This window comes from Actinomyces sp. HPA0247 (assembly GCA_000411415.1).
Lineage (GTDB): Bacteria > Actinomycetota > Actinomycetes > Actinomycetales > Actinomycetaceae > Pauljensenia.
In genome coordinates, this window is the sequence record KE150451.1 from 384,177 (window position 1) to 403,636 (window position 19,460).

20 protein-coding genes are annotated in these 19,460 nt (G+C 64.7%); 15 read left to right on the forward strand and 5 right to left on the reverse strand.

Features of this window, described 5'->3' with window-relative positions:
- The first annotated feature begins 27 nt into the window (after window positions 1-27).
- From HMPREF1478_RS06775 to HMPREF1478_RS06795, 5 genes are all read left to right on the forward strand, one after another.
- Window positions 28-1,122, forward strand: coding sequence for a hypothetical protein (locus tag HMPREF1478_RS06775; protein WP_034475326.1), 1,095 nt, complete (start codon window positions 28-30; stop codon window positions 1,120-1,122).
- Between the two features lie 8 nt (window positions 1,123-1,130).
- On the forward strand, window positions 1,131-1,556 hold the full coding sequence (locus tag HMPREF1478_RS11035) for a hypothetical protein (protein ID WP_034475328.1): 426 nt from the start codon (window positions 1,131-1,133) through the stop codon (window positions 1,554-1,556).
- Window positions 1,557-1,727: 171 nt separating this feature from the next.
- Window positions 1,728-2,153, forward strand: a complete 426-nt coding sequence (locus tag HMPREF1478_RS06785; protein ID WP_016461336.1) for a hypothetical protein — start codon at window positions 1,728-1,730, stop codon at window positions 2,151-2,153.
- A complete protein-coding gene (locus HMPREF1478_RS06790; protein WP_232207439.1) occupies window positions 2,150-2,641 on the forward strand; it encodes a hypothetical protein in 492 nt (163 codons plus the stop codon). The genes HMPREF1478_RS06785 and HMPREF1478_RS06790 overlap by 4 nt, the downstream gene beginning before the upstream one ends.
- Entirely contained in the window at window positions 2,638-3,402 is a 765-nt protein-coding gene (locus HMPREF1478_RS06795) for a hypothetical protein (RefSeq protein WP_016461338.1), read from the forward strand. The genes HMPREF1478_RS06790 and HMPREF1478_RS06795 overlap by 4 nt, the downstream gene beginning before the upstream one ends.
- A gap of 48 nt (window positions 3,403-3,450) precedes the next feature.
- On the opposite strand, the gene HMPREF1478_RS06800 is transcribed toward HMPREF1478_RS06795, so the two are convergent.
- From HMPREF1478_RS06800 to HMPREF1478_RS06820, 5 genes are all read right to left on the reverse strand, one after another.
- Complete coding sequence (locus HMPREF1478_RS06800) at window positions 3,451-3,726, reverse strand: ADP-heptose--LPS heptosyltransferase (RefSeq protein ID WP_232207440.1); 276 nt, start codon at window positions 3,724-3,726, stop codon at window positions 3,451-3,453.
- Between the two features lie 287 nt (window positions 3,727-4,013).
- Window positions 4,014-4,841: a glycerophosphodiester phosphodiesterase family protein gene (locus tag HMPREF1478_RS06805; RefSeq protein WP_016461340.1), complete on the reverse strand. Its 828-nt coding sequence runs from the start codon at window positions 4,839-4,841 to the stop codon at window positions 4,014-4,016.
- Window positions 4,838-5,938 (reverse strand): M23 family metallopeptidase, encoded by a 1,101-nt coding sequence (locus tag HMPREF1478_RS06810; protein WP_016461341.1) that lies wholly within the window; start codon window positions 5,936-5,938, stop codon window positions 4,838-4,840. The genes HMPREF1478_RS06805 and HMPREF1478_RS06810 overlap by 4 nt, the downstream gene beginning before the upstream one ends.
- 44 nt (window positions 5,939-5,982) lie before the next feature.
- Window positions 5,983-7,017: a hemolysin family protein gene (locus HMPREF1478_RS06815; protein WP_016461342.1), complete on the reverse strand. Its 1,035-nt coding sequence runs from the start codon at window positions 7,015-7,017 to the stop codon at window positions 5,983-5,985.
- Window positions 7,014-8,345, reverse strand: a complete 1,332-nt coding sequence (locus tag HMPREF1478_RS06820; protein WP_016461343.1) for a hemolysin family protein — start codon at window positions 8,343-8,345, stop codon at window positions 7,014-7,016. Before HMPREF1478_RS06820 ends, HMPREF1478_RS06815 begins: the two co-directional genes overlap by 4 nt.
- Before the next feature lie 266 nt (window positions 8,346-8,611).
- Between HMPREF1478_RS06820 and HMPREF1478_RS06825 the strand changes: the two genes are divergently transcribed.
- The 10 genes from HMPREF1478_RS06825 to HMPREF1478_RS06870 all read left to right on the forward strand — a co-directional run bounded on the left by HMPREF1478_RS06825 (window position 8,612) and on the right by HMPREF1478_RS06870 (window position 19,388).
- Window positions 8,612-12,502, forward strand: a complete 3,891-nt coding sequence (locus HMPREF1478_RS06825; protein WP_034475334.1) for a multifunctional oxoglutarate decarboxylase/oxoglutarate dehydrogenase thiamine pyrophosphate-binding subunit/dihydrolipoyllysine-residue succinyltransferase subunit — start codon at window positions 8,612-8,614, stop codon at window positions 12,500-12,502.
- Between the two features lie 54 nt (window positions 12,503-12,556).
- The gene (locus tag HMPREF1478_RS06830; protein WP_016461345.1) at window positions 12,557-13,159 is read left to right on the forward strand and encodes a GDSL-type esterase/lipase family protein; all 603 of its coding nucleotides are present in this window, start codon (window positions 12,557-12,559) and stop codon (window positions 13,157-13,159) included.
- A 15-nt stretch (window positions 13,160-13,174) separates the two neighbouring features.
- Window positions 13,175-13,837 carry a hypothetical protein gene (locus HMPREF1478_RS06835; RefSeq protein WP_016461346.1) on the forward strand — a complete coding sequence of 221 codons (663 nt, stop codon included), beginning with the start codon at window positions 13,175-13,177 and terminating at the stop codon, window positions 13,835-13,837.
- A 47-nt stretch (window positions 13,838-13,884) separates the two neighbouring features.
- Entirely contained in the window at window positions 13,885-14,598 is a 714-nt protein-coding gene (locus HMPREF1478_RS06840; RefSeq protein WP_232207442.1) for a hypothetical protein, read from the forward strand.
- 7 nt (window positions 14,599-14,605) lie between these two features.
- Complete coding sequence (locus HMPREF1478_RS06845) at window positions 14,606-15,331, forward strand: hypothetical protein (protein ID WP_016461348.1); 726 nt, start codon at window positions 14,606-14,608, stop codon at window positions 15,329-15,331.
- Window positions 15,332-15,367: 36 nt separating this feature from the next.
- Window positions 15,368-16,237 carry a hypothetical protein gene (locus tag HMPREF1478_RS06850; RefSeq protein ID WP_016461349.1) on the forward strand — a complete coding sequence of 290 codons (870 nt, stop codon included), beginning with the start codon at window positions 15,368-15,370 and terminating at the stop codon, window positions 16,235-16,237.
- A gap of 272 nt (window positions 16,238-16,509) precedes the next feature.
- Window positions 16,510-17,064 (forward strand): hypothetical protein, encoded by a 555-nt coding sequence (locus HMPREF1478_RS06855; RefSeq protein ID WP_034475338.1) that lies wholly within the window; start codon window positions 16,510-16,512, stop codon window positions 17,062-17,064.
- Window positions 17,065-17,250: 186 nt separating this feature from the next.
- The gene (locus HMPREF1478_RS06860; RefSeq protein ID WP_016461351.1) at window positions 17,251-17,952 is read left to right on the forward strand and encodes a hypothetical protein; all 702 of its coding nucleotides are present in this window, start codon (window positions 17,251-17,253) and stop codon (window positions 17,950-17,952) included.
- 19 nt (window positions 17,953-17,971) lie between these two features.
- Entirely contained in the window at window positions 17,972-18,658 is a 687-nt protein-coding gene (locus HMPREF1478_RS06865) for a hypothetical protein (RefSeq protein ID WP_016461352.1), read from the forward strand.
- Window positions 18,659-18,698: 40 nt separating this feature from the next.
- Window positions 18,699-19,388: a hypothetical protein gene (locus HMPREF1478_RS06870; protein WP_016461353.1), complete on the forward strand. Its 690-nt coding sequence runs from the start codon at window positions 18,699-18,701 to the stop codon at window positions 19,386-19,388.
- Window positions 19,389-19,460 lie beyond the last annotated feature (72 nt).

Consider the following 19,460-nt stretch of genomic DNA (forward strand, 5'->3'; position numbering starts at 1 on the left):
ACAGGACAGTATGGAGTCTCGTTTTCTATGCCGTTTCCCATCGATGTTGATGCTCTCTTCGCGTTCGAGGAGCAATGCTCACTGAGCGCGGGGGCGTTGCGCCGCGCTGACGGTGACGCGATTCAAGCTTCGTCCATCATTACCCAGCAAGAGGCTCTTCTTGTCGAAGATTGCCGACGTGACCTTCAGATCATGTCAAACGTGTGCGAAGAGGCATCCAATGATCTGAACACCCTCAAGAACGCTGTGTCAGAGTTTGCTTGGGCAATGCGATCTGTGCGTGACGAGTACCTAGGAATCGCGCAGACCGCAAGGGACTGCGGACTGCTGGTTGACGGTGACACGGTGATCCTTTTCGATGAGGATGTGGAGGATTGTGCGCATAGTTTTGAGGAGCTGCGCGCACAGGCCCAGGTCCAACGGTTGAACTACGAACGCGCTGAATACGTATTCTCGCTCGCTTTGGAGAGCCTGAAGGTGGATGCCTATGAACAGTGGATTGAACCTGTGTTCAACGCGTTCAAAGATAAATTTGTGCCTAACGAGAAGCACCTTCTCGCTAACGGAATTGCCTGCGGTGTGGGAATAGTTGACACTATTGGCCAGTCCACTTCCGCGCTCACAATGCAGCACTTTGATGGTTTGTACAAGGCTCCCGAAGGATTTTTAGACAAAGGGGACCTGTCGAAGTGGACATTCGAGCCGATCGGAAAACACGGACTGGAACCTGTGGGCACACGACGGGTGGCTCCAGCCTTGGGAAAGGTCGGGAAAGTTGCCGGTGTGGCAGGTGCGGTCGTCGACGGCGGTATCACCGCCTACGACACGTACCAAACCGATACCCAGCAGCACCCCGAGTGGAGCGAGGGACATAAGGTCGCGCGGGCCGGCGTGAAAGGCGTGACCACCGGAGGTACAACCTTTGTCATGGGTATTGCCGGGGCAAAGGTGGGTGCAGCTGTTGGTGCTGTATGCTCAGGACCATTCGCTCCGGTCGGGGCCGTTGTGGGTGGTCTCATCGGGGGAGTCGTCGGAGGATTGGCAGGGCACTACGGAGGCGAATACCTCGGCGATTTAATCAATGAGCAAGGAACTGATCGTATCGCTGAAGCAATTGGGTAAAGTGAAGTATGCGAGAGAATCTAATCGGTTATCTGTGTTGTCTTGTGATTGCACTCTGCGGGTCTGTCGTCTGGTATGTAGAAATGTTCCGCGATGGGAAAGTGGCACAATTGTGGCGACGAATGAACGGAAGCGGACAGATCAGCCGGAATGTAGCTGCGATTGGAGCACCGGCGATAACATGCATGAGCGCTATAGGACTTTGCATCGGGCTTCTAGGAGAAGTAAATGCCCCTGGATGGCTCATGCTCACACTCGCATGCCTAATGTTCTTACTCTTACTTACATTTGTAGTCTCTCTCCTACCAATCAGGTTCCCCCGGTGGGTCTACGCCGATTGGCAGTACGCCAAGCGCCATGGGCTCTTAGACGCCGATGGCAACATCGATCAGGAGGCATACGAGAAACACGCAAAAGGCAAGGGATTCTGGTGAACGAACGCGGGGCTGTACCTGCTATCTCGGGGTCTTTCGCCCCCGTTGGTGCTGTCGTTGGCGGCGTTGTCGGCGGCGTCATCGGCGGATTGGTCGGGCACTACTTGGGAGAAGCTGCGGGGGACGTAACCAATAACCGCATTGTCGACCCACTCAATGGAGTTTGAACACATGAACGAGAACATTACACTGGCTATTGTCGGAATCGGCTTAGGACTGTTCGGAGCGGCAGTGTGGTACGCCGAGATGTTCACGGATTCCAAAGCAGCAAACCTTTGGCGTCGGATGAACGGAAAAGGGAGGATTGGCAGAAACTACGCGGCTATTGGTGCCCCTGCGATGGCAGTCTTTTTCTTTGCTACCGGCATGACTGGAATCGCCGAAGAATATAGTCTTCCTAGCGTTTGGCTCACAGGCATCGCCGCTGTGATTGTGTTCGCCGCTGCCATCACGCTCATTTCTTTCGTTCCGATTCGGTTCCCACGCTGGGTCTACGCCGATTGGCAGTACGCCAAGCGCCATGGGCTCTTAGACGCCGATGGCAACATCGATCAGGAGGCATACGAGAAACACGCAAAAGGCAAGGGATTCTGGTGAACGAGCAGGTAACGATGGTCCTTTCCTCGGGATGGAGATTCCTGACCCCGGAGGAATACGCGCAGCTCGGACCCGTAACAGACGCCCCCAGCATGCGTCTCGTCGCCGTCGCTCAGACGAAAGATGAGGGAAATGTTCCGACCTTCGTGGTCACCGGCGGAGCGCTCAGCACCGACGCGAGCGACGACGAAGTCTACGCGGACAGCGTCAGGCAGGTGGAGGAAGCGTTGCCCGGATTCCACCTTATTGATGACTTCGCGTGGCCGATGCTCCCCGAGGGCGCCCGCTGGCGCACTGGCGTGTACATTCTCGAAAATGTCTCTCTGACACTCAGCCAGCTCACGTGGATCACACGCACTGCGCCCGCGACGCAGCAACCTCCGCAGCGTTTCCTGTGGACCGCGACGTGCACATGCCCCAGCGTCCTATTCCCAACGATTATCGATGATTTCATCACGATGGCTCAAACCCTGGAGGTGGCGCCGTGAACGACCATCCAATCGAAAGCGACTCCTCGGATCAGATTATCGTCACCGTCGAGCAGGCCGATGCCCTGCTCGAGATGATTGCCAGTGACGAGAATGCCGGGCGTATTTCAAGCGCCGCTCTCTCCAGCGGACTGGTGTCGCTCGGACTGGCCGGCGCCAACGGGTTGTCCGGCGATGCCGCACGCATCCTCGAACCAGTGCGAGCAGCTCGTACCCGACTTGTCATTCGCGTCGTTTCTCCGTCCATACCGGGCACCGTGCGCGACTGGCGAATCTGGCCGGTAGCTCCGCGTTCTGTCGTGATGCGTTCCGACGTGGACGGCGTGCACTTCAGCCAGGTGGATTACTGCGAAGTCCCCCATATCTTGGCCTTTGCCTCCCTGCTGCACGCAGGCCCCACCATCCACGATGGGCCTCCTTACATTCCCGCGGATTTCGTTGCTGCGATTCGTGCCCTGGATGTACAAGGCGCGCAGGAAGCACTCAACAACCTCGTGACCTATGGGCCGGCTGAGTCGCTCTTTTCCCAAGACTGCATCTCTGGACGGTGGAGCGTCGTGACTTGCGTACGCGAACAGATACGGCGTCGACAGTGGCGGACGGGACAGCACGTCGACTGTTTTGTCACCGGCCACATGCACGCGCAAATCCACGCGCCGCTTGAGGAGCAAGCTCTCAACCACCTGTCAGCCGATCCAACACTGGACGCGCCACCACGCGCAGCGATCTGGGCAATGCTGATGGGACTACTTCACGAGTAGAGCTACCCGAAACGCGCACGTCTCTCTCGCACAAGATTCTTGCGCCGCTCACTTCTCCTGTTGTTTCTCAGCTTTGTGGCGTTCCCACGCCTCGCGGTCGATCTTTCCATTGTTGTCCAGAAGCCCGTGCCGTTTGGCATATTGCCAATCTTCATAAAAGCAATCGGGGTACTTGAATGGGATGATAGCGACGAAAGCAGCGATCATGAGAAGCATAGATACGCCAACAATACTGACAATCAACCATGCAGGTGCTCCAAGTGCCTCGGCGTATTTCACGGGGGCCATCAGTAAGACTGCCGTCGAGATTGCAGGAAACGACACTGCAGTGAAGTTCTGAGAGGCTCTCCCCGTTCCGAGGATCCTTCTCAGCTGATACCCGTTCCCCACGCGCCGCCATAGCTCGGTGGTCGGGTTGTCGCAGAACATTCTCATGTACCACATGAGGAGACCCAACGTTCCGAAAATGAAAGCTCCCAATACCCACATCGGTGTTTCCCTCTACTACTCGTTTTCCCACAGCCTCATCGACGAGGCAATCAACACGTTTGTTCAGGTGGATTGGCGGGCGCGCACCCTCCGGTGCGCGCCCGCCTTTTCAAGCAATAGCCTCAGTCCCTGGGGCCCGAGGCAGCACCAGGGGCCGGAGGCTGGGTCCACAGGCCGCGAGCCTCCAGGAAATCGCGCAGGAAGACGGGGCGGTCGGTGATGATGCCGTCGACGCCGACCTCGAGGAGGCGCAGCACGTCGGCCACCGTGTTGATGGTCCACACGTGCACGGCCAGGCCCAGGGTGTGGGCGGTGGCAACGAAACGCTCGTCAACGACGCGGATGGGGCCCTGGTGCATGGGGACCTGGGCGGCGATGGCGCCCTGGCGAGGGCCGGGCACGTGCCACCAGGCGGGGTTCGTGGCGCTCTTCGCGGCGCCCACGAGGCGCACGACGGCCTCGGTGCCTAAAGACGTGGCGACCGCGCGGGCCGGGTCCGAAGCGGCCGTGTCGCGCACGGCGCGCAGGCGCGGCTCGGAGAAGGAGGCAACCAGCACGCGGTTGGCCGCACCATGGTCGGCGATGACATCGAGGAGCGGCCCCTCAACGCCCGGCTCCTTCGCGTCGATATTGAAGTACATATCCGGGAAGGCCTCGAGAACCTGCGCGAGCAGAGGAATCTGCTCGCCGGAGTCACGGTGGCGCAGCTTCGACAGCTCGCGCCACGTCATCTGGGCGATCGCGCCGGTCCCGTCGTAGCAGCGATCCACGGTCTCGTCATGGCAGAGGACGACCTTGCCGTCGGCGGTGATGTGAGCGTCGGTCTCCACGTGGCGGATCCCGGCCTCGTACGTGTGCGCGAAGGCGCTCATCGTGTTTTCGGGGGCCTCTTCACTGCCGCCGCGGTGGGCGAAAATGATGGGTCCCTGACGCATCGTGACGGGCATCATGAGCAAGACTCCTGTCCGAGATAAACAGCTTTGTTTGTCTCCATCCACGACTCGGGGTCCACGGGGGTGTCCGAGGAGTCGTGGATTTCGAAGTGCAGGTGGGGGCCCGTCGACCAGCCGTTGTTGCCAACCGCGCCGATGACCTGTCCGGCGGTCACGGTGTCGCCGACCTTCACCTTAATTTTGTTCATGTACTGGTGCAGGTAGGCGGAGTGGAAGACGGTGCCGTCGGACTTCGTGTGCTTGATCTGCACGTAGGCGCCCGAGCGCGAGTTCTCCGCGACCTCTTCGACGACGCCGCCGTACACGGCCGTAATGGGGGTGTCGAGCGGGGCTGCCATGTCGATACCCTCGTGGGCCAGGAGCTGGCCGGAGACGGGCGAAATACGCATCGTGAAGGGCGACGTGATCGTGTAGGACCCCTCCGGCAGCGGCCAGTAGATCGTGTCGGCGACGACGCGCACGTTGCGGTTGCCGTCCGCGCCGTTGCCCGACGCGCAGCCGGTGATAGACACGGGGGCCTTCGCCTTGGCGCGGGAGTTGGCGGTGAGGGTGCCGTCCAGGGCGGTGGCCTGGGGCAGCGCGGAGGACACGGCCCAGCTGGGTCCGCCCACCGAGGTGCCGAAAGCACGCGCGGGCACGGTCAAGGACGAGTCAGAGCCGACGCGTCCCGTCATGGGCACCGCGATCGTCGTGCCTGCCAGGCCCAGGACGAGGAGGGCACGCAGCACGTAGCCCACGGGGTGGACGTTTCGGCGTCGGCCAGCGGACGAGGCCGGGGCCTCGCTCCCGGGTTCGGCCTCGTTCTCGGATTCGATACTCCCCTCGGGTTCGCCCGCGCTCTCGGGTTCGCCCGCGCTCTCGGGAGCGGCCATGGGCGAGGCCGGGGCGGCCTCGTCGAGTGCGGCCTCGTCAGGCGTGACCGCGGCGCGAGGGGGCGGCGGCGCAGCGGGATCCAGGTCGAGCGGAATCGCCGCGGTAATCGGGGTCTCCTGGGAGTCCTCTCCGCTCTCGGAGCGCGCGGCGCGCAGCTGCGACCGCTTCGGCAGCGGGCATTCGATGTCGCTCACGCTCTCCCCCTTGTCTGTGTTCGTCACGAAGTTTTGACCTCGACCTAATGTACCTTGCGGATCGCGGCTCGTCACGGGCGCTGGAGAACGTCTCGGACTTCGCCGACCAGTAGCTCGAGGATGTCTTCGAGGAAGAGGATGCCGACGACGGCGCCCGCATCGCGCACGAGGGCGCAGTGCACGCCGGTGCGCTGCATGTGGCGCAGTGCGTCTTCGACCTGGTCGTCGGCGGACACGGCCTCGAGGCGTCGGATGCGCCACGGGGTGATCGGCTGCTCGCGATCCTCACCGGTGGCGTACAGGACGTCTTTGAGGTGCACGTAGCCGACGATGGAACCGTCGTCGCCGGCGATCGGGAAGCGCGAGTAGCCCGTGTGGGCGACCTGTTCTTCCACGTCTGCCGGTGTGGCACCCTCGGGCAGGACGATGAGCTTGTCGAGGGGGACCATCGCGGTCCCGGCCGTCTCCTCGGAGAATTCCAGGGTGCCGCTGAGCAGGCCCAGCTCGTCGGTCAGCACGCCCTCCTCCTGCGAGGCGACGACGATCGATGCGACCTCCTCGATCGTGTAGGAGGCCGAGATTTCCGAGCGCGGCTCGTAACCGGACAGGCGCACGAACCAGTTCGCAAAGCGATCCATGGCCTCGATAATCGGGCGCAGGACGTGGCCCAGTCGCACGAGGACGGGCGCGAGGATCAGCAGCATGCGCACGGGGGCGGCGATCGAGATGTTCTTCGGGACCATCTCGCCGAAGACAACGTGGCAGAAGAGAACGACGACGAGGGCGGCGGCGAAGCCGACGACGTGGCTGGTCGCCTCGGGCGCGCCCAGGCGCTCGAGCGGCGACTCGACGAGGTGGGCGATCGCGGGCTCGGCGACGACGCCCAGGGTCGTGGACGCGACCGTCACGCCGAGCTGACAGATCGCCAGCATGAGGGACACGTGCTGCAGCGCGTACAGCGCAGCGGCCGCACCGCGCGCACCCTCGTCGGCGAGAGGCTCGACCTGCGAGCGACGCGTCGAGGTGACCGCGAACTCGCCGGCGACGAAGAAAGCGTTGACGGCCAGCAGGGCCACGGTGATAGCGAGACCAACCCCGACGCTCACAGGGACACCTCCTCATCGCTATCCTCGGAGGCCGCAGGCGTGATCGCCACCTGGGCGACGCGCCTGCCCTGCATCTGGGTGACCTCGATGCCGATGCCGTCCACGCTCACGCGCGATCCGACGACCGGAATCTCGCCCAGCTCGTTCATGACGAGACCGCCGATCGTGTCGTAGGGGCCGTCCTCGGGCAGGTTGATGTCCGTGCGGCGCGCGAGCTCGTCGGGGCGCAGCGTGCCGGGCACGAGGAACGTGCCGTCGGGGCGCGGGCGGATGCCGAGGCGACGCTGATCGTGCTCGTCGGAGACCTCGCCGACGATCTCCTCGACGACGTCCTCGAGGGTCACGATGCCGGACACGCCGCCGTACTCGTCGACGACGACGGCCATCTGCAGGCCCTCGTCGCGCAGCTGGACCATGAGGGGGCCGATCGGCACGGTCTCGGGAACCGAGGGCGCGTCGGTCATGAGAGACGAGGAGATGACGGGGACCTCGGCGCGACGATCGGCGGGCACGGCGACCGCGCGGCGCAGCGAGACCAGGCCGAGGATGTCGTCGGAGTCGTCGCCGATCACCGGGAATCGGGAGTGCCCGGTTTCGCGGGCCAGGTCGAGCACGTCCTGGGCGCTGTCACCCTCGCTGAGGGTGTGCAGGCGGCCGCGGTCCGTCATGACGTCGGCGGCGCTCAGGGTGGACATGCGGATCGTGTTGACGAAGAGGTCGGCCGTGGACATGTCGAAGGTGCCTTCTTCGACAGAATGCTCGACGAGGGCGGCCAGCTCGGAGGCGGAGCGCGCCGAGGAGATCTCCTCCTGGGGTTCGATGCCCATGCGGGCGAGCACCCAGTTCGCGGTCCCGCCCAGCACCCAGATGACGGGGCGGGCGATGACGGTGAAGGCCATCTGGAAGGGGACGACACGCACGGCGGTGGCCAGGGGGTGGGCCAGGGCGAGGTTCTTGGGGACGAGCTCGCCGAAGAGCATCGAGAACACGTTGATGAACGCGGCGGCCACGAATGCCGCGATGCCGGTCGCAAGCCCCCAGGCGAGGCCGACCGATCCGAGCAGGTCCTGCAGCAGGTCCGCCAGCGCGCTCTGCGTCGTATAGCCGAGCAGGATCGTGGTCAGCGTGATGCCCACCTGCGCGCCGGACAGCTGGGTGGACAGCGTGCGGGTTGCGCGCAGGACGGAGGCGGCCCCTCGGTCCCCTTCCTCGGCCTTCTTGTCGAGGACCGCCTGATCGACCGCGACGAGCGAGAACTCAGCGGAAACGAAGACGAAAGTGCCAGCGGTCAGGACGATACCGAGCAGAAGCATGAGGGCGGTCGTCATCGCGTGCCCCCCTCAACGAGGCCGGGGAAGGTCGCTGATAGGCGCGCGGGCAAGGGGTGAGAAAGAGCGGCAATCAAGCCGACAGTGTCGCAGTCCATGATGCTGCCAGTCTACCGTCTCCGCCCCTCTCCCCCAGCGCGCATTTCGGCACAGCGCGGCGCATGTGCCAACAATCATTCTCCAACGGACCAAAGACCCTTGAAGTACACGCCAAAGGCATACCAGGTTTCGTGAAGACGGTCACGCGGCGGTAGAATTATTGAGGTATGGCCGCGCGGGATTTGGCCCATGCGCGCGGCGCGACACTTACGGAGGAATACGTGCCCACTCCCACCGCTTCTCAGCCCGATCCCCAGTGGTACATCGCGAAGATGCGAGACCTCTACGAGCGTGATCCCCAGCTCCTGGATCCCTCCTGGCGAGCCTATTTCTCCACCGAATCCGCTCCCCCGCAGCTGCGCGCCAAGCGCCCCGCGATCCCCGAGGGCGCGCCCACACCCGAGTCGGCCTCGGCCCCCACAGATCACGCGATCCCCGCATCGGTCACGCCGCCCACCCTCGACATTGAGGACGACGCCCCCGAGGCCTCGGAGGCGCCGGACGCCCACGTCGTCTCCGTGACGCGCTCGGACCTGCCGCCTGCACCGCCCGCCGCCGTCGCGGAGGCCACCAGCCCCTACACGCGCCAGCAGCACGGGCGTGCGGCCTTCACCCTCTTCCAGGGTGCCCCCTCGCAGGATGAGCTCCACATCCTCAAGTCCGCGGCGCGCGCGACCGCCAAGCACATGGAGGCCTCGCTCTCCATCCCCACGGCCACCTCCCAGCGCCAGATCCCGGCCAAGCTCCTCATCGAAAACCGTGCCCTCATCAACGCGCACCTGGCGCGAACGGTCGGCGGCAAGGTCTCCTTCACCCACCTCATCGGCTACGCGCTGGTGGAAGCACTGTGCGAGATGCCCGACCTGAACGTGCGCTACACGATCGAAGGCGGCAAGCCCGCCGTCGAGCAGCTCGCGCACATCGGCTTCGGCCTGGCCATTGACGTGGCCGACGCGCAGGGCAACCACTCCCTGAAGGTCCCCGTCATCCACGACGCTGACACCCTGACCTTCGCGGAGTTCGTCGACGCCTACCAAGACCTCGTCGCGCGCGCCCGCAACGCGACGCTGACGACCGCCGACTTCCAGGGCGCCTCGGTCACCCTGACGAACCCGGGCACGCTGGGCACCACCACCTCCGTGCCGCGCCTCATGGTCGGCCAGGGCCTCATCATTGGCGTGGGCGCCACCGACTACCCGGCGGAATACCGCGGCGTGTCCCCCAAGCGCCTGGCCGCCCTCGGCATCGGCAAGACGATGTTCTTCTCCTCCACCTACGATCACCGCATCATCCAGGGCGCGGCATCGGGCCGCCTCCTGGCCCTCGTGGATGCCAAGCTCTCGGGCCGCGACGGCTTCTACGAGCGCGTCTTCACCTCGATGCACGTGCCCGCGCGCCCCTACGCGTGGGAAGCGGACTACGACTACGACCCGAACCACGAGAAGGGCAAGCCCGCGCGCATCGCGGAGCTCATCCACGCCTACCGTTCGCGCGGACACCTCGCCGCCGACACGGACCCGCTGGCCTACCGCGTGCGACGCCACCCAGACCTCGATATTTCCTCCTACGGCCTGAGCGTGTGGGACCTGGATCGTCCCTTCCCCACGGGCGGTTTCGGCGGCTCCGACCAGATGCTACTGCGCGACATCCTCACGCGCCTGCACGACACCTACACGCGCACGGTCGGCATCGAATACATGCACATTCAGGATCCCGAGCAGCGCGCCTGGGTCCAAAAGCGCATCGAGCGCCCCTACGAGGCCCTCTCCCCCGAGGCACAGCGCCACATCCTGGGCACTCTCATCCGCGCCGAGGCCTTCGAAGAGTTCCTCCAGACCAAGTTCATGGGCCAGAAGCGCTTCTCGCTCGAGGGCGGCGAGTCCCTGATCCCGCTGCTCGACCACATCCTGGCCGACTCGGCGCGCACCGGCATCCACGAGGTCGCCATCGGCATGGCGCACCGCGGCCGCCTCAACGTGCTCGCCAACATCGCGGGCAAGTCCTACGCGCAGATCTTCGACGAGTTCGAAGGCAACTACATGCCTAACTCCGTCCAGGGTTCGGGCGACGTCAAGTACCACCTGGGCACGTGGGGCGTCTACTCCCTCGACGACGGCCTGGCCACCAAGGTCTACATGGGCGCCAACCCCTCGCACCTGGAGGCCGCCGACGGCGTCCTGGAGGGCATCGTGCGCGCCAAGCAGGAGCACCTGGGAGACCCGGACCTGCCAATCATCCCGATCCTCATCCACGGCGACGCGGCGTTCATCGGCCAGGGCGTCGTCCAGGAGACCCTCAACCTCTCCCAGCTGGAGGGCTACAAGACCGGCGGCACAATCCACATCATCGTCAACAACCAGATCGGCTTCACGACCGGCCCGACGCAGGGCCGCTCGACCGGATACGCGACCGACCTCGCCAAGGGCCTACAGGTCCCGATCCTGCACGTGAACGCAGACGACCCCGAGGCCGTCATCCGCTGCGCACACCTGGCCTTCGAGTACCGCAACGCCTTCCACAAAGACGTCATCATCGACATGGTGTGCTACCGCCGTCGCGGTCACAACGAGGGCGACGACCCGTCGATGACCCAGCCCGTCATGTACTCCCTCATCGACCGCATCCCCTCCACGCGCGCCGTGTACATCCGCAGCCTCGTGGGTCGCGGTCAGCTCACCGAGGACGAGGCCCGCCAGTCGATCGCCCAGTACGAGGCGGAACTCGGGCGCATCCTCGAGGAGACCCGCGCGGGCGGTGCTTCTTCCGTGTCCGAGGTCAACCCGGGCAGCCGCACGCACGACCCCGCGCTCACCGCCGGCGTCGGCGAGGCCGGGGAGTCCCCCGACGGGGAATGGACCATGCCGGAGTCCCAGATGCCCGGAACCGGCATGATGATCGGCTGGACGTCGGCGGCCCCCGCCGAGCAGCTGCGTCGCATTGGACGCGCACACACGCGCTTCCCCGAGGGCTTCGAGCCCCACCCGAAGCTGCGTCAGCTGTGCGAGCGCCGCCTGGAGATGGCGCTGGGCAACAAGCCGATCGACTGGGGCTTTGCGGAGCTCCTCGCATTCGGCACGCTCCTCATGGAGGGCACCGGCGTACGCCTGTCCGGTGAGGACGTGGGCCGCGCGACCTTCGTGCAGCGTCACGCGATCCTGCACGACGCGAATGACGGACGCGAGTTCACCCCGCTGCGCTTCCTCACCGAGAACCAGGCGCGCTTCGACGTGTGGAACTCCCCGCTGAGCGAATACGGCGTGCTGGCCTTCGACTACGGCTACTCGGTGGAGAGCCCCGAGACCCTGACGATCTGGGAGGCACAGTTCGGCGACTTCGCGAACGGTGCGCAGACCGTCGTCGACGAGTTCGTGTGCTCGGCCGAGCAGAAGTGGGGCCAGCGTTCCTCGCTCGTCATGCTCCTGCCCCACGGCTACGAGGGCCAGGGACCCGACCACTCGAGCGCGCGCATCGAGCGCTACCTGCAGCTGGCCGCCCAGGACAACATGTGGATCGTCCAGCCCTCCACGCCGGCAAACCACTTCCACATGCTGCGCACGCAGGCCTACAAGCGCCCGCGCAAGCCGCTCATCGCGTTCACGCCCAAGCAGCTGCTGCGCCTGTCGGCGGCGTCCTCCCACATTGAGGAGTTCACGTCGGGCGGTTTCCAGCCCGTCATCGGGGACACCACGATCACCGATCCCGCATCGGTGACGCGCGTCCTGCTGTGCTCCGGCCGCCTCTACTACGACCTCGCCAAGGAGCGCGAGCACCGCGGCGACACGTCGACGGCCATCATCCGCCTGGAGCAGCTCTACCCGCTGCCCGAGGCCGAGCTCGCCGAGGTCCTCGCCCAGTACCCGAACGCGTCGGTGACGTGGGCACAGGACGAGCCGCGCAACCAGGGTGCCTGGCCGCACCTGGCGCTCAACCTCTTCCCGTCGCTGGGACGCCCGGTCCGCGTGGTCTCGCGCCCCGAGTCCGCAACGACCGCCGCGGGACGTGCCTCGCTTCACAAGGAGCAAGCAGCTACCCTTATTTCGCAGGCCTTCGAAGGCTAAGAGGGTCCGCGCGCACCGCCTGGGTGCGCGCGGGAGGCACAGGAAAGGAACACCATGCGGATCTGCTTCATCGGAGACGAGCTCGTCGCCGGCGTCGGCGACCCCCGAGGCCTCGGCTGGGTCGGTCGCGTCAACGCTCACTCGACCTTCGATCTGCCCGCCACGTTCCTGACCCTCGCCGTTCCCTCCGAGACGACGAAGCAGATGGCCGCGCGCTGGGAGGCCGAGGTCCTGCCGCGCCTGGCCGAGGATGAGCCCCACGGCCTCGTCATCGGTGTGGGTCCGGGCGACGTCGCGGCCGGCATCTCGACGGCCCGCTCACGCCTGAACCTGGCCAACATCACCGACCGGGCGACCGCGCTGGGTATCCCCAGCTTCGTGGTCGGTCCCCCGCCGCTCGCGGGCGTGGACTCCGGATCCCTCAAGGCCCTGTCCTCCTCGTGCTCCGAGGTGTGCGCGCGCCGAGGCATCCCCTTCGTCGACTGCTACACGCCGCTGGTCGCACACGACCAGTGGTTCGAGGACATGGCCGCCTCCCTCGCTCGCGGCGGGGACGGCCAGACCCTGCCCGGCCAGGCCGGCTACGCCCTCATGGCGTGGATCGTCCAGCACCAGGGCTGGTACGAATGGACGGGAGCGACCCCGGCGGACGTGTGAGCGCAGGAGGACAGCGTGCACTCACGTCACTCACGTTTCTCCCCCGAGTCACGTCCGGCCAACGCTCGGCAGCAGCTCGGCATGACCATATGCGCCTGCGCGCTCATCGGATCCGCGGTCGTCATGCTCGGCGCGTTTTTGCTAGCCGGGAACTTCGGTGTTCGTCAGCTGATCTGTTCACTCATCGGCTCTGGCGCGGCCGTTGTCTTCGGCATCTGTCTCTTGTCGCTCCTTCCGATGCTCGTGCGCACGATGCGCGCACAACTGGATCAACCTGGCGACGCAGGCCCCGCCATCAAGACATTTTTCTGCATTGCTATGATCGCGCTGGTCGCGACCGCGTGCACCGTCATGGGAGGTGGGGCCTTCAGTGAGCTATCCAGTGACGCCCGCCAAGGCCCCCAGACGAAGGCCGTCACAAGCTGCGAAAAATACTTTACAGTGACCGAACACGGGCGTCGCGGCAGCAAATACTACCGCAACTATTTTACTCTCCATTTTGACGATGGAACGTCACGCCGCTTTGAGGTCACGACGGACACAGAAGGTGAGTTTGCGCAGCCGACGAGCCCCTACTACGCCGTCTATCAGGCCTGCGTCGCCCGCCCTGCCACCACCTCGATCGTCGTCGACTACTACCCGCGCAGTGGGATCATGAAGGCCATCCGTGAGGCGTGACGCGAACGCGCCCCGGCCTCGTCCATCCCACACACATCAGTGAGACTATGAGCAACCAGTACCCCATCTCTCCCCCGCCAGGTCCCGTCAACCGCCCCCCGGCCTCGTCGATGATCGAGCGCCTGCCGCGGGGGTTCTCAGCGCGCGCAAACCTGCTCGCATTCGTCGTCATCGGCTTCTTCGGCACCATTGCCTACGCCTTCGCGTCGCTCGGCAGGTACGTGCACTTTGGGTTCTGGCGGCTCGTGTGGGTGGCCGCATGGTGCGTCATCGGCCTGATTGCCGCGATCGCGTGCGCGCTCCTCTGTACCTATCTGCGGAAGCGTGGACACCGCGCGCAGGCCGGAGGGAACGCGTCCTCCGGCAAGCTCTACGCCATTGTCACAATCGCGGTGGGTGTTATCGGAACCGTCGTCATTGTCGTCTCGGGTGTCTATGGAATCGCCGTCGCCCGGGACTTCGCGGAGGGGCCACACACGATGAAAGTCACCTCGTGTCAGCTCACCCAGAAGGCGCACTACAAGCCGTCGGACAATCACAGCAAGGTCATCGACTACTACGACAATCACTTCGCCATGACCCTGGAGGACGGGACGACGCGCACACTCACGCTCGAGACCGAGAGCTCCGACGACCTCGCCAAGGAGGGCGGCATCTCCGCGATCATCTACGAGACATGCAAGGCGCGTTCCGGCGCGACATCCCTGACCGTGGACGTCTACAGCCACAGCTGGATCGTCGTCGACGCGCGGGTGGAATGAGGTTCACATGCCCCAGCAGAAAACCACCACCCGCGAGAAGCTGCTCGTCTGCGCGATCATCATCGCTTTCATGTCCCTCAACATCGTCATAGGGTCCTTCTTCTCACCTCGCTCATGGTCGCCGGCCGTCGTCACCGCAGCGGCCTCCTATCTGATTATCTTCATCGTCGTCGCAGCCGCCGTCGGCATCCGATTCCTGTACCGGGATTGGAAGACGCCTCCCCGCCACGCCCTCGACCACCCAGCCGCGACACTGCCTGCGAACCTCGCTGGACCCACCCCGACGCCCGCGCGCGCCCAGTCGGCCAGCCGCAAGCGCCCGGCCCCTCCCACACCGCCCGGCGATTTCGCGACCATCGACGGTGCCATCAGCTACGCGCAGCAATCCGGCTTTTCCATCATCAACCTGTTCACCGAGCACACGCCGCTCAATGACTTCCGCGAGGCCGTGGGCGCGGAAATCATCTACCTGGTTCTCTCCCACATCGCCGAGCTCGACAAGAACGCCTCGGTGAGCGTCACCGGGTCCGCGATGGACGGGGCGCTGACGCTGACCATCAGCGCCCTCACGCCTGAGGCGTCCGTCCTGGGCGGGCGTCGCATGGGTGAGATACGTGCCCTCATCGATAGCGTGAGCGGTAGTGTGGAGACTGACGAGCAAGTCGGCGCCTGGTCGCTCACTGCGCACCTGGATTCTCCCACAAGCGCACCCGACCCCGCGCAGACACCCTAGGCTCGTCGTCATGCACCCGTTCGACAGGTAGCAGCCATGAGCAATCAGTACCCTTATCTCTCCCCCTACGATCCGTCCACTGACGGCAGTCAGCCCGCCAATCAGCCGCAGGTGCCGCAGCCGCAAGCGGGCGACGCGCAGCCTTCCTTGCCGCCGCTGTCGTACCAGGGTTGGTCATTCCAGGGGTCCCCATACGGGGAGGCGTACGCCGCATCGTCGGACACTTCTGCAGCCTCTCAGAGTGTCCCGTCTCCGGCAGATCCTTCCGGCGAGGACAAGGCGCCGAAGAAGCACACGGGGTGGTGGATCCTGCTCACGCTCGTGGGCCTCCTCCTTGGCACAGTCCTCTATTTCTTCGGTGAGATGTTCGACTTCGGCACGGAACGGATCGTCTGGACTCTCATCAAGTGCGCCGTCGCACTCATCTTCGCCCTTGCCATGATTCCCCTCTATGCTGTTACGCGGCGCAATTACCTCGCGGCGAGCGCGCGGGGCGATGAGAAAGTGGCACAACAACGCCAGCTCGGCCTGGGGATGGTCGGCGTCTTTGGCCACGGGTTCGCCATTTACGCGCTGTCGAACGGCGTTCCCGCGGTGCTTGACGTCGCCGACGGCCCACACACTGTGACGGTCACGTCATGCAGCTTCGAGCAGTACAAGACGAGTCGGTCACGCTACCGCGGCGGCGTCTCGACCGTGTACGAGAACCAGTTCATCATGACGTTTGAGGACGGCTCAACCCACACGCAGACCGTCGAGACGGACAGCAAGGATGAGATTGCGAGGCAAGGGGACGTGACAGCCGTCCTCTACGAGGCCTGCGCCCTTCGATCCGGCAACGCGACCATGACCATCGGTTACTACACGCACTCGAGGGTCGTCGCGAGCGCGAGGATCAACAACTGATCGGTCGGCCCGCCCACCCGGCAGGCCGACGCACGCACCCCGGCCTCGTTCGTGTCCACCCAACTGACAAGGTTCTTATGAGCAACGAAGCACGCCTCTCCCCCTTTCAGGCCCCGACGCCCGTAGCATCGGCAGGCCCCAGCACAGCGGTGCAGGTTCCACCGACGAACGTGTTCGCGACACCCGCGCCCCCGCGTACGCCAGAAGGCTCGTCGAGGGGACGGGCTCGCTGTATCGTCGCGCTTGTCATCGCCTTATTCATTGGCGAGTGCGTGGCGATCCTCCTGTGGGTAAGCACCACGACCTATGGCTTCACCAGGATCCTGTCGCTCGCGTTCGCCTACGGTGTCGCTTTCCGGATCATGAGGGTGTGTCTGGCAGCAATCATCTGGCAGCTGATTCGCTTTCGACGGGCTCGGCGGGCAGGATCGGCATCCGGCCGTCGCAAGCGGCACGCAGCCCTCGCATTGCCGGTCATTCTCCTCGTCCCGAGCGCATACATCACCCTAGTCCACGGAACGCCCGTCGTCCTGGACCTCGTGACGGGGCCTCGAACCGTCACCGTGTCATCCTGCACCCACAAGATGCATACGCACCAGATTAAATGGGGAGACTACTGGGGCAGACCAACGTTCACCCGCAACTTCACGATGACTCTACCCGACGGAACCACCCGTCAAACAGTGATCGGCCTGCGCCTGTTCGGGCATGCCGGCGAGATCGAGAAGCCTCTGTTCGATGCGTGTGTCACGCACGGCGGGGAGACCTCGATGACGCTTGACGTCTACTACCGGACCTGGGTGATTAGCGGTGCCAGACTGAACTGACAAGGCTCGCCGTCTCTCCGTCCGCACGTGCGCTTCGACAGCGTGCCCATAACCATCGGTTACTACACGCACTCGAGGGTCATCGCGAGCGCGAAGATCAACAACTAATCGGTTGGCCCGCCTACCCGGCAGGCACGCGCACGCGCCCCGGCCTCGTCCCAACCACTGTGACCTGAAAGGGAACCCATGTCACGCAACCCCGCTTCCTCTCCTCGTCGGGCCTCCTCGCCCGCGCAAGGCCCGACACGCACAGGTGTCCTCAAGAAGATCGCCACCGCCATCGGGGCCGTCCTCGTGGCTCTCGTCATTTCCGCCTATGGGATCTTCTTGGTCATCGGAGAGCACACAGACTTCGGCCGCGAGCGCGTCGTGTGGTATACGCAGGCCTGCGGCGTTGGGCTCGTCATCGTCGCCGGGCTCCTCATCGCGTGCGCGTTCGCCTACCTCGGCGTGTGGCGGGCCAAGCGCAACGTCGATATTGAGAAGTACAACCAGCGTTCCTTCGGCATGGCCGCCCTGTGCGTGATCGCGTTATACGTGGGATTCCGGTCGATCAGCCAGGGCCTTCCCGCCTTCCGCGACCTGAAGGAGGGCACCACCACCGTCACCGTCACCTCGTGCAGCTTCGAGCAGATGCCACGGTCAAACCCGATGATAGGCGCTGATCATACGCCCGACAACGGATGGGACAACACCTTCACGATGACGCTCGCTGACGGCACCAAGCACCTCACGGTCATCGAAACATACAATGCCAACGACATCGCCTCGCGCGGCGGTCTCACGGGCGTCCTCTACGAGGCCTGCGCTTCGCGCTCCGGGTCCGCCTCCATGACCATGGAGGTCTACCCCCACACGTGGTCCATCGTCGATGCACGCATCGACTGACAACACACAGGAGAGAGCCATGAGTATGCCCCCGTATGAACCTTCCTTTCCGCCATCGCGGCAGGACTACAGGGAGCTCATTGACCACCACTACGTCATCCGCGGCCTCACGTTCGCCCCGCTCATCCTGTTCCCGATCGCGATGAAGACCGGCGCGCAATACGGGCCGCTCAGCCTGTGGACGGGCATCGGCATGAACCTCAGCATCCTCCTCACCTGCCTCACGATCCCGCTGGCGATTCCCGTGATGCTGCGCGACGCCCGCGAGGCGCAGGCCCGCGGCGTCGACAAGGCGATCCCCCGCCGACGCCGCTGGAAAGCCGCCGGACGAGTCGCCATCGCCATCTCTTTCGGGATACTGAGCACCGTGCGCATCGTCCCCCTCGTCCAAGACCTGGCAAGCGGCCCCAAACCCGTGACCGTCACCAGCTGCACGAGTAGCGTCGCCGACCGTGAATGGCGCAGCGGCAGACGAGGATCGCGCACAACCACCATCTATCAGGTCTACGAGATCACCATGCAGCTCGCAGACGGCTCCACCCGCGTCCAAGACATCAGCCTGCAACCGCAGGACTCCGAACCCGCCAACTCCCTCGCGGTCTACGACACCCTCTACGACGCCTGTGTCACTCATCCGGGGCAGACACCCATGACGCTACAGGTCATGCCCCGCAGCTGGCGGATCATCGAGGCCCACCTCGGCTAGCACCGGGCCCCACGGCCTCCACACACAGGACACGATCCCCATGAGTTTTCCCAGCACCCCTCCCCCTGCTCCTCCCCTGCCTCCGACACCCGCACCCGCCGTCGCGAAGCCGGGCCGCGGCGCAGGACGCTCCCTGTTCCTGCTCCTCCTCGTCCCCCCGGCGTTGATCATCACGATCATCGTCGTCATGCGCAACATGGGTTCGTATGGGAAAGGCAAACTCGTCGGCACCATCATCCTGTGTTGCCTGGGCCTCCTCGTCGTGATCGGTGCCGTCGCCACCCTCCTCGCCTCCGTGCAAGACCTGCGCGCCGCGAAACGCTCCGGGGACCGGCAGGCGGTACGCAAGCAGCTGGACAACCTCGCCTCGATGACCTGCGGCGTCCTCGTCATTGCCGCACCGGTCTTGTACTTCCTCACGCCCGCGGTCATCGACCTGGCGCAAGGCCCCCAACCACGCGCTGTCGCCTCCTGCAGCTACGCCCAAGACACCGTCACACGATCACAGTGGTTCACCGGAGGCACCAGCTACAACAACCACTTCGTCATGCGCTTTGACGATGGCACCCAGCACACCTTCACCATCGGCACCTCTGAGCAGGACATTTCCCAGCTGCCGGGCATCATTCATCCGCTCTACGAAGGCTGCGTCCTCCACCCCGACCAGACGCCCCTGACCATCGACATGTACGTGCACAGTAAAACCCTGGTGGACGCACGCCTCGACTAGCTGCCGGGTGACGCCGGGCAGCCTGCAGCCTTCGCCCTCGATCGACGAGGCCGTGAAACAGCCCGTGAAACG